This is a genomic window from Bacteroides gallinaceum, from assembly GCF_030373775.1.
GTDB lineage: Bacteria > Bacteroidota > Bacteroidia > Bacteroidales > Bacteroidaceae > Phocaeicola > Phocaeicola excrementipullorum.
The window spans coordinates 19,794-27,489 of sequence record NZ_JAUDEN010000033.1 but is presented as its reverse complement, the minus strand read 5'-3'; the positions used below and the strand labels follow the sequence as shown (position 1 = coordinate 27,489).

At 46.1% G+C, this 7,696-nt stretch carries 4 protein-coding genes; 1 reads left to right on the top strand and 3 read right to left on the bottom strand.

Annotation, left to right across the window (positions count from 1 at the left end; translation table 11 throughout):
• Positions 1-58: 58 nt before the first annotated feature.
• The 3 genes from QUW60_RS13510 to QUW60_RS13500 are packed head-to-tail and all read right to left on the bottom strand — an operon-like array spanning position 59 to position 5,926.
• Positions 59-1,036 carry a hypothetical protein gene (locus QUW60_RS13510; protein ID WP_289561105.1) on the bottom strand — a complete coding sequence of 326 codons (978 nt, stop codon included), beginning with the start codon at positions 1,034-1,036 and terminating at the stop codon, positions 59-61.
• Between the two features lie 26 nt (positions 1,037-1,062).
• On the bottom strand, positions 1,063-2,679 hold the full coding sequence (locus QUW60_RS13505) for a RagB/SusD family nutrient uptake outer membrane protein (protein ID WP_289561104.1): 1,617 nt from the start codon (positions 2,677-2,679) through the stop codon (positions 1,063-1,065).
• Positions 2,680-2,707: 28 nt separating this feature from the next.
• The gene (locus QUW60_RS13500; protein ID WP_289561103.1) at positions 2,708-5,926 is read right to left on the bottom strand and encodes a SusC/RagA family TonB-linked outer membrane protein; all 3,219 of its coding nucleotides are present in this window, start codon (positions 5,924-5,926) and stop codon (positions 2,708-2,710) included.
• 318 nt (positions 5,927-6,244) lie between these two features.
• Here QUW60_RS13500 and QUW60_RS13495 point away from each other — a divergent pair, with 318 nt between their 5' ends.
• Positions 6,245-7,411: a site-specific integrase gene (locus QUW60_RS13495; protein ID WP_289561102.1), complete on the top strand. Its 1,167-nt coding sequence runs from the start codon at positions 6,245-6,247 to the stop codon at positions 7,409-7,411.
• Positions 7,412-7,696 lie beyond the last annotated feature (285 nt).

The following is a 7,696-nucleotide window of genomic DNA, read 5'->3' as shown; positions in this document are numbered from 1 at the left end:
AAAAAAAGAATGCCCCGGCATCGCTTCACGCATGTCGGGGCATCTGTTTGTCTGTCGATTATTCAGTAGTCTGGGGTTCTTTTTCTTCTGTCGGGAACTCCGCTGTAAATGTCGCAGTATAGGACGATTTGCCTTCCTCTACTGTTTCTGCGTCTTTCTCCACCTTGTAGGTCTTTCCAGTCTTTTCATCTTTGGCATACAAGTCATACGTAATTGTATAAGCGGCTTTACTTGCCGAAACGTCTGAAGCAGCCAGATTTGTCACATCCATGAAGACCGGCAGTTCTGTCTTTGCCTCATCACTCAATGTCAAGGTCATTCCCGTTCCCAGTTCCGTTCTGACCTTCAAGGCTATGCCGTTATCCGTGAAATAAGTTCCGATTTCAGCAGGATTAGCATGATTTGCATCAACCACGAACTGCACATTGGCATCACCTACCAGCCCCGGCACCTGCAGCAGGGTCTGCTTCTGCGTTGCAGGCTCTGCTTCGGTCTCGAAGTTCTTCGCAATCTGAACCGTGGTCAATGACGCTTCATCACTTACATAGGTATTCGTGAGCATAACCTGAAGAGAATCCACCCACTGGTAATCTACAACCATAAAAACAGTCGTACTCGCATAACCGGCGGCATAAATATGATCCTTTTCTCCACCCAACACTTGCAGACTCAATGTGTCAGGTTCCTGGAAAGTACATGCCGTTTCATCAAAGCTGACGGTTATCGGTGCGCTTGTCTGGCTTTCAGCATCAAAGCTGAAAGATGATGCAGACAAGGAGAAGAAATCCTTATCATTCTTCGTCACGGTTACCGGAATGGAAGCGGCACTTCCGGAAACCGCCCTGTTCAAAACCACTTCAAAGGATGTCTTGCCGGGAACGAGCGTATTCGAGCTTGTACTCTTGCTGAAGAAAGCTCCGGTCGCTTCCGCGTCGGCTTCCGGACTGAACGTGTCCACATCTCCATAATCGCTGCACGCAGTCAGAGCAAGTGCAGGGATTGTCAATAATCCGAAAAAGAATTTATTTAGTTTCATAAGTTTCAATGTTTATAGAATAAGAATCAGTTGTCGCTTACAGGCGTAGGCAATGTCCATGCAGGACTGTCATCTGTTGTAAGCTGCTTGTTGGCCTGAAGTTCGGCTTCCGGTATGCGCCACAACAGGATATCGTCTGTCGGTTCTATCTTGAAGATACATTCCGCATTGGGGAATCCGCATCCACGGCGGTCAACGCCCTTGCCCAGGCGCATGAGGTCGAACCAGATAAGCCCTTCGCCCCAAAGCTCGATACGCTTCTGCGTGTAGACGGCTTCCTGCGGATCAGCGGTGTAATCGCTGGCATAAGGATTGCTGTCCACTCTCATACGGTTCTTTACGAACTCGTCAAAATATTTCTTTCCGTCTGCACTTCCGGACATAGCATAGCCTTCTGCTGCAATCAGATACATTTCTTCCACACGCATCAGAGGTATGTCGCTCGCATTGATGGTAGTGCCCACCACATTGTTATAGGGAGCGAACTTCACCTGTGTGTAAGGCTTGTAGCCGTAAGTGTCCACAAACTCATTCTGTTCATCATTCAGAGTCTCCGATTCTCCGGCAGCATCAAGCCACCAGCCCTTACGCACATCATTCGTATTGATTTCAGCATACAGCTTCGTGCTGATCTGCCGTCCTCCAGAATAGTTGGCATAGCCGTAACTCAATGACCCCATGTGTGAAGGCCAGTTGCAGATACCTGACGTAACCACACCGTCCGTTTCGTTAATGAGGATTCCCCACATCCAGTTCGTCTCATCGGAACTGTTGAATGTAGGAGCACTAACAGCATCTACCGCAGCAATAGCCAGTCCTTCCGCCTTGGCCTCATCGATTGCATTCTTCGCGTCATCAGCAGCTTTGGCGTATTCCTGCATAGCCAGATACATGCGGGCACGCAGACCGTAAGCTACCGACAGGCTGATGTAACGCTTGTCGCTACGGGTCACCTTTGCCTGCTCTGCCTTGCCGAGCAAATCAATAGCCTTGGTCAGGTCCGTTTCAATCTGAGTATAAATCTCCTTCACTGTAGAAGTGGGACAACCGTCCACTGCTGCCTGTTCCGCGTTCTTGTCGGTAATCAACGGAACGCAACGGGCATTCTCATGACCAAAATAATTGAACTGGTAAAGCTGCGCAAGCACATGATAAGCGAATGCACGCGCGCCGAGTCCCTGTGCCAGATAGAACATGTTTTCGGCATCTTCGGTATTCTCGTCAATCGAACCCACTACATTGTTCGCGGCAAAAATAATCGAATACATATCATTCCATACCATCTGCCCTTCAAGTGAAGTGTTCTCACGGTCAGAATAGTCCAAATCAAATCCGGTCCAGTTGTAACCGTTGTTGTCGCTCACCATATCCTGTCCGTTGGTATCGGTACACAGCATCACGGTAGGATAACCGATGTCATTGTGCCTCTCGGCTCCCAATGCACTTGAGTTTGGGAAATACTGGCTGAACGAAGCGAATATTGCATTCACGCGCGCCACTCCTCTTTCCGGAAGTTGCTCGGCAATGTTTTCCTTCTGGGCATCTCCGAACATGCCGCCATCGGGAAGCGTATCCATATCCTGACATCCCGTAACGGCCAGCGAAGCCGACAGAAGCGAAGTGAAAATATATCTTGTTTTCATTGTCTATACTTATATATATATTGGTTAATTAAAATGAAAGACTGATACCACCGGAGATTGTACGGATTGCAGTATACAATGAAGTGGTAGCTGTGGTGTAGCTCTGACGCGGGTCAAGTCCCTTGCGTGCAGAAAGCAGGCCGACATTGTCAGCGGTGAAATACACACGCAGTTTTTCCATCATCAGTTTCTTCGCCCAATTGGAAGGCAACGTATATCCTACGGTGATATTGTTGATGCTCAAATAGTTTGAGCTGGTCAGCCAGCGTGTAGATACCGAATAGGAATAACGGTCCTGGGCGTTCAGACGCGGCACATCGGTATATCTGTTGTCCGGTGTCCATGCCTTATAAATATCCTTGTGCCAGTTCTGACCACCCTGATCACCATTGTGCATCATATAGCGGTAGCCCGAATCGAAGATCTTTCCGCCCAACTGATAGGAAAGCTGGATGGACGCATCGAAACCGAACGCTTCGATAGAAGTCCCGAAACCTCCGTACACTTTCGGCATCATGTTGTCGGTAGCTACCTTGTTGGTAGTTTGCGCTTCCGCATAGTTAGCTGTCTTGTAAAGTTCTCCCGTATCAGCATTTTTTGCCCAATACAATGCTTCACCATCATCCGGATCTACTCCTGCATACTCAACCAGATACATGCGGTACATAGATTCGCCTTCTTCATAGATGTAGTTTCCGTCAATCAGCACACCCTTCAAATCCGGATGGAGCTTGTTGATTTTGTTCTTGATGAATGTCGCGTTCAGGTTTACGTCCCAAGAGAAGTTCTTGCGGTTGAAAATCTGATAAGTCAAGTCCAGTTCAAATCCGGAGTTGGTCATGGAGCCTACATTCATTGGTATGGAAGTATAGCCCACACTACCGGCAACCGGCTTGTTGTAGAGCATGTCGCTCGACTTGCGTCCGAAGTACTCGGCGGTACCGCTCAAACGGTTTCCGAACAGCGCGAAATCAATACCCACATTGTAAGATGTAGAAGTCTCCCAAGTCAGTTCGGGATTACCTTTCGCCATCAAGGTTCCGTCGGAGAACACGCCGTTACCTCCGGTCAGCTGATACTGGTCCATCCACGGATAATAGTTCTTTTCTATATTCATCACGCCGATGTTATAACCTCCCTCGAACAGAATGTCATCGTTACCCTGCTGGCCGAAAGAAGCTTTCAGTTTCAGCATGTTCACCCAAGTCACGTCCTTCATGAAGTCTTCCTGAGAAATCATCCATGCGGCACTTGCAGCCCAGAAGTTACCCCAACGGTTGCCCGGAGCGAAACGCGAAGAAGCGTCGCGGCGGTAAGACACGTTGGCGAAGTATTTTTCATTGTACGCATAGTTCACACGGGCGAAGAAACCTTTCGTCGTATAATCCAGCTTGAAACCGCCTGCTGACAGGTTGTCGATTGCATTCCCTACAAAAGGACTTTCCGGATCGTACAGATTCTGTCCCTGTCCGGTCAGTTCGGTATACTCGTATGAATAACCATCGTAACCGGCCGTAATGTCGAAATGATGGAGATCCTCAACGATAAAGTTGTAGTTCGCCACATACTGCTGATCGAAACCGAACGTACGCATGGCACCCTGATAAATGCTACCTCCATATTCCGCAGTCTGCCCCATATAAGCGTTGCCCATCTGATGATAACGGGTATTGTCCACATTCACACCGAAACGCGCACTCAACGTAAGCCCCTTTACCGGAGTCAGTTCGGCAAACCAGTTCGCGTTGAACGCATCCCTCTGATATCCTTCCTTATTATAAGCCAAGTCACCCATCGGATTGGAAATGGACATGAAGGAACGGTTGGAAGGAGTAGTCACTCCGTCACCGTAATCATACATCTTACGCCCGTTCAGCATCATAATCTGCTTGTCTGCACCGCGCACATACATCGGATAAATCGGAGCGATGTTGTTGGCCACATAGAACGCATTGCCCGAAGAGGCTGTTGAATTTTCATCCTGGTCACGCGGATAACGGCTGTCCGAGTTGATGTAGCCCACATTCGCGCCTACCTTCAACCAGTCCGTAATCTTATAGTCACCTTTCAGACGACCGCTGAAACGCTTGAAGCCAGAGTTCTCGATGACACCCTGGTCGTCCAGATAACCGAAAGCCATATAGAATGTAGACTTGTCACTACCTCCCGACACATTGAAGTTGTATTCCTGACGAAGGTTGTTCTGGAAAGTTTCGTCTGCCCAGTTGTCCGGAGTATAATAGTAACCGTACTCATCCGTATATCCCAGCGTAGCGTTCGGGTTCAGCAATCCGTTGCTTCCGATAAGCAGCTGCCCGTCGGGAACCGTATAAATCTGATAACCCACACCACCGCTGGCATTGGTCAGCAATGTCTGGTTGGCAGCTACATTCGCGGCCGCAGGACTCATGCCTCCGGTCTGCACATTACCGTTATAGATTGCTTCGTAAGCCTTCTCCAGATAGTTTTTCGGGCTTGTCAACACGTCATAGTTCTTCACCGCACGGGAGTTCACACCCCACTTGGCATCGAAGTTCACACGTGCCTTGCCGCTTGCACCCTTTTTAGTGGTAATCATGATAATACCGTTCGCACCGCGCGCACCGTACAATGCGGTAGAAGCGGCATCCTTCAGAACGGTCATCGACTCGATGTCCGAAGCGTTGAGCGAAGAAAGGTCGCCGTCAAACGGAACTCCATCAACCACATACAGAGGGTCTGTACCTGCATTGATAGATCCGACACCGCGGATACGTACCTTTGCCGACTCGCCCGGCTGACCGTTGTTGCTAAGTATCTGCACACCGGCAACGGCACCCGCCAGAGCGTTCGACACGTTGGAAACCTGACGCTTCTCAATCTTGTCGGCCTTCATTACGGCAGCAGAACCTGTAAAGGAACCTTTGGTAGAAGTACCATAAGCCGTTACGACCACTTCATCCAGCACTTCTGAATCCGCCTTCAGCACCACGTTCACAACCGGCTTGATGTCGACTTCCTGCGACTCCAGACCGATGAACGAAATCACCAAAGTACCGGCCGAACTTGGCACATTGTTCAATGTAAAATTACCATCAATGTCAGTAACGGTACCTACTGTAGTACCCTTCACCAACACTGATGCGCCCACTACGGGTAAACCGTCCTCATCGGAAGTGACATGACCCGTCACTTTCTTGACTTGAGCGTTTACCAGACCTATACCTATCATCAGGAAGGTCATTAACAGCATCAATTTTCTTTTCATAAAAACCTCTCTTAAAGTTTAACTTTACATTAATAAAATTTATTCACTCTAACAGTTTGCAAAAATAGAAATATATTTTCAGACTTTTGTACCATTTTCCAAGGAATGTATTCAAAAAACTGCTTTTTAACACTTTTATCGCAATTTTTCTTCCAAATACACGTTTTACAGTGAATATTTCTTGCATATAAAATTATTTGGCGCAAATATTGTGTCTGCATGAACTATTTGAACATTAACTTTTAATTTATAAATAAAACCATTGTATATCCGTTGTTTTTATCTTTTTTCAACCCTATTTTTTTAATCAATATCATTATGGACAAAATAAGCTACCGCTTGGTATTCAATCGTAAAAAGAAGTTAAACGCACAAGGTAAAGCACTGATTCAGGTTGAATTATATTTGAACAAAAGCAAAGTTTACATTTCGACGCACATTTATGTATTTCCCTTTCAATGGGACAATAAAAAGAAGGAAATCGTTTCACATCCGCAAATGGAGGAACTCAACAGAATGCTTGACGAAATGATTCTGAAATTGCAGTGGAAAGAACTTGAACTATGGAAGAAAGGAATGCCTGTTTCGCTCTCGTTTTTTAAGCAAAGCCCGAGCGATATCAATGACGATTCAAACTTGTTTGCCGGATTCGGTAGAAAATGGGTAGAGAACTCAATGAAAAAAGAAAGCACGAAAAAGAATATCCTGACCACATTGGATGTACTGGAGCAATTCGCCCCTTCAGCTTCGTTTGATGACATTACCTATAATTTTCTCCAGAATTTCGAATGTTTCATGCAAAAGGAAAAGGCTTATGGCATTAACACTATAGCCAAACACATGCGCCATTTGTGCAGCATTGTAAACGAAGCAATCAAACGGAACTATATGAGCCAAGGAAGTTATCCTTTTAAAAAATATGTCATCAAAACGGGCGCTAGCAGACACACATTTCTATTGCCCGATGAATTGAAGCGGATAGAGAATCTCGAACTGGCAGGAAAAAATCAAAAGTTGGAACATTCACGCGATGCTTTTCTTTTTTGTTGCTATACCGGACTCAGATACTCTGATTTTACGCATCTTTCAGCCAACAACATTATCCGGCTGAACGGAAAACTTTGGCTGAAATTTAAAACTGTCAAGACAGGCACGGAGGTCAGCATACCATTGTATTTGCTTTTCAACGGAAAGGCAGCCGATATATTGTACAGATACAGAAACAAACTCAATTCTTTTTTCAATCTGAAACTGAATTCTTCTGTAAATAAAGATCTTGCGGGCATAGCAGGACTTGCGAAACTCGGTAAGCATTTCTCCTTCCACACGGCCCGCCATACGAATGCAACTTTGTTGATTTACTTGGGAGCGCAGATAACAACGGTGCAGAAGCTGTTGGGACATCGCAATGTAAAGACGACCCAAGGTTACGGCGAAATATTTTCGGGAACAATTGTCAATGACTTGAAGAAATGTAAATTCTAAAACTTCGAGCCGGCGCATTTGAAAATAGAATGCAACGGCAAACAATATAAAGGAATCGTTTTGAATTCGATGAATTTGTCAAGCATGATTTGAATGAGTGCAATCTGCAATTTAAAATAACGGGTAATCTTGATTAAGATGACGGGTAATTTTAAGTGAAAGACCGCGGTCTTTTAGTCAAGATAACGAATAAAATTAATTGCAACGTTTAACCTGTTTCAAGCAAGCATATAGTCTGACGAAGAACAGAAACAGAAATGGTCCAAAAGTGCACAAAGCACATGC